The sequence below is a fragment of the Actinacidiphila sp. bgisy160 genome, from assembly GCF_965342435.1.
Classification (GTDB): domain Bacteria; phylum Actinomycetota; class Actinomycetes; order Streptomycetales; family Streptomycetaceae; genus Actinacidiphila.
Genome location: NZ_CBDRCM010000121.1, coordinates 1 through 2,334 on the forward strand (window position 1 = coordinate 1; position 2,334 = coordinate 2,334).

At 66.9% G+C, this 2,334-nt stretch carries 2 protein-coding genes; both read left to right on the plus strand.

Annotation, left to right across the window (positions count from 1 at the left end; all coding sequences use genetic code 11):
• Nucleotides 1-557: 557 nt before the first annotated feature.
• A complete protein-coding gene (locus ACRWNP_RS37010) occupies nt 558-1,784 on the plus strand; it encodes an ADP-ribosylglycohydrolase family protein (protein ID WP_431969384.1) in 1,227 nt (408 codons plus the stop codon).
• A 266-nt stretch (nt 1,785-2,050) separates the two neighbouring features.
• Nucleotides 2,051-2,334, plus strand: a 284-nt coding sequence (locus ACRWNP_RS37015) for a hypothetical protein (protein ID WP_431969386.1), incomplete at its 3' end; no start/stop codon positions are given.

The window sequence follows — 2,334 nt, forward strand, 5'->3', positions numbered from 1 at the left end:
ACAACCACGAAACCCCAGGTCACAACCAACATCTGAGATCTCTACCGAACCCGGAGCGGTTCACTTCACCGGGTGGGGGAGTGCGCGGTGCCCCATCGAGAGCTTTCCTCCCTACTGAATGACGAGTGGTTCGGCCGGTGCCCGAGGCGGGGAGGGCCGGTGGCGGCACACGGTAGTGCAGACCTCTGCCCTACTGTCACCGCCTGGAAGAGCTGCTCATGTGGGAGTGCTGTGACCAGTGGTTGTGCACTTTGATTGACTGCTCTGGTTCCGCTGCGAGGCTGTCTTCCTGTGTGTACCTGCTGGCGGTGTGGTGACGTTGGCGTGCATTGCTGCTGGTCAGTTAGGCCTGTCGTGTCGTGGCTTCGGGGATGCTCAGGTCGTTTGGCTGGTGCGCAGTTATAACGGTTCGTCCTTGTGGCGGTCATGGTGCAGCCCCCGGCCGTTACCCCGGGCAACGCGACGGTCTTGCTCCTGCCGGTCCTGAGCCGCGGACGAGGTGGTATCACTGCTGTTCTTGGAGAGCGCGGCATTGCGCGTTGTTGGAGGGGGAGCGTATGGCGCATGGTGAGCAGGGCCAGGACGGGGTGGAGGTGGATGACGAGCAGTACCAGCCCTACCACCTGGGCGGCATCGTGTGGGATCCGCCTCTCGTGCTCACTCCCGAGCAGGAGCGTGCGAAAGAGGAGAAGGAGCAGGAGCACCGGAGGAAGTTCCTGCGGAACAGGGCGGAGTCTCGAGTACGGGGGATGCTGCTTGGTCTGGCGGTGGGGGAGACGCTGGGGGCCGCCGGGGGCAAGGTGCCAGCCGACGGCCCGTTGCGGGCCGGGGTGAGTGCCCAGTTGGCTTGCTTCACTGCGGAGGGCACCATCCGTGCGATGGTCCGTGGCAAGCACAAGGGCATCTGCCATCCGGCGTCGGTGGTTTGGCACGCGTACTGCCGGTGGGCGGCCCTGCAGGGCATCGAGGCCGAGCGGATGAGGCGGCGCTGGGCTCCCTTCGACACCGAAACGGCGTGGCCGGACGGCTGGCTGGCGCAGGTATCTGTGCTGGCGGAGCGGCGCGGCTCCGCGCCGGCGACGGTGGCGGCGCTGTCGAAGGTCGAGCAGGGCACCCTGGAGCGACCGGCGACGGACAGCCGTGGCTACCACGCTCTGACCCGTACCCTTCCGGTTGCCGCGGTTGCCGTCTCGGATCTGGGGTACTGGACCGAGCAGGCGCGAGAGTTTGCCGCTTTGACGCACGGTGACGCGGCGGCGCACTCCGCCGCAGCCCGCGCGATCGTGCTGGTCCACCACTGCCTGACCGGCAACGGGGTACGGGATTCACTTCAGACCGGGCTCTCCGTTCTTCCCTCCCTTGACCGGGGCCTTAGCGACGACGAGCACGGGCGGCTCGCTGCAGCCCTCCGGCAGGCCGTTGCTCAGCCCGCCGACGCCGGACAGCTCGCTCAGCTCGCACCGGAGGCCACGGCACCGGCAGCACTCCTCGGCGGGCTCTATGCCGCAGCCTCCTTCCCTGACCGTAGCGACGTCGAGAGCGCGCTGCGCTTCGCGGCCGGCGCACCGAGCGGTGCCTCGGTCGCCTGTGTGACCGGCGCCCTGCTCGGGGCGGCGCACGGTGTCGAGGCACTGCCGAGCGGCCTGGTGAGCCGCCACGAACTGGCCTGGGTTCTCGATACCCTGGCCCGCGACCTGCTGAGCGAAGCCACCGACTCGCCGAGCGGCGGCGAGTACGTTGGGGGCTGGGACCCGAACTGGTGGAACCGCTATCCGGGAGGGTGATTCTGCCGGCGGCCACGTACGGCGGATGCACTGCTGCCACCTGTGAGCGCAACGCGGTCCGTTATTCCGGCCCCGGAGGAGTTCCTGTGGGAGCGGCCTCGAGGGACGGGGCCAGTTGGGAACGAACTTGCTGAAAGCACACATGCAGTCGACGAGCCGGTTCTAGGCTGGGGCCCTCACCTTTCAACGTGGGGTTTCAGAGACGCCCCGACCACCCCGGTGGTCGGGGCGTCTCCCACTCTTCGGCCAACCTGGAGGCGCTGATCATGGATGTAAACCGAGTTCTCGAAGCGCTTGAGGCAGGCGAGTTCGACAGCGTCAGCCACACATATCAGCCCTATGACGGCTACGGGAACCAGACCCATCAGGTTGCGATGAGCGTCTCCGGTGGCACCATCGAGGTCTCCAAGACCACCAGCGGGAAGTTCTTCGACGGGAAGGAGAACACCCGCTACTCCGAGACCAGCACGGACTATCTGACCGGCATGGATGCGGTGGACTTCATCGCCCAGCGGCCGTACTACTTCTCGCAGGTTCGCCCTGACCTCTT

What these genes read in the sequence shown, in the direction of transcription:
- ACRWNP_RS37010 (WP_431969384.1), top strand. Translation starts at nt 558, where the DNA reads ATGGCGCATGGTGAGCAGGGCCAGGACGGGGTGGAGGTGGATGACGAG.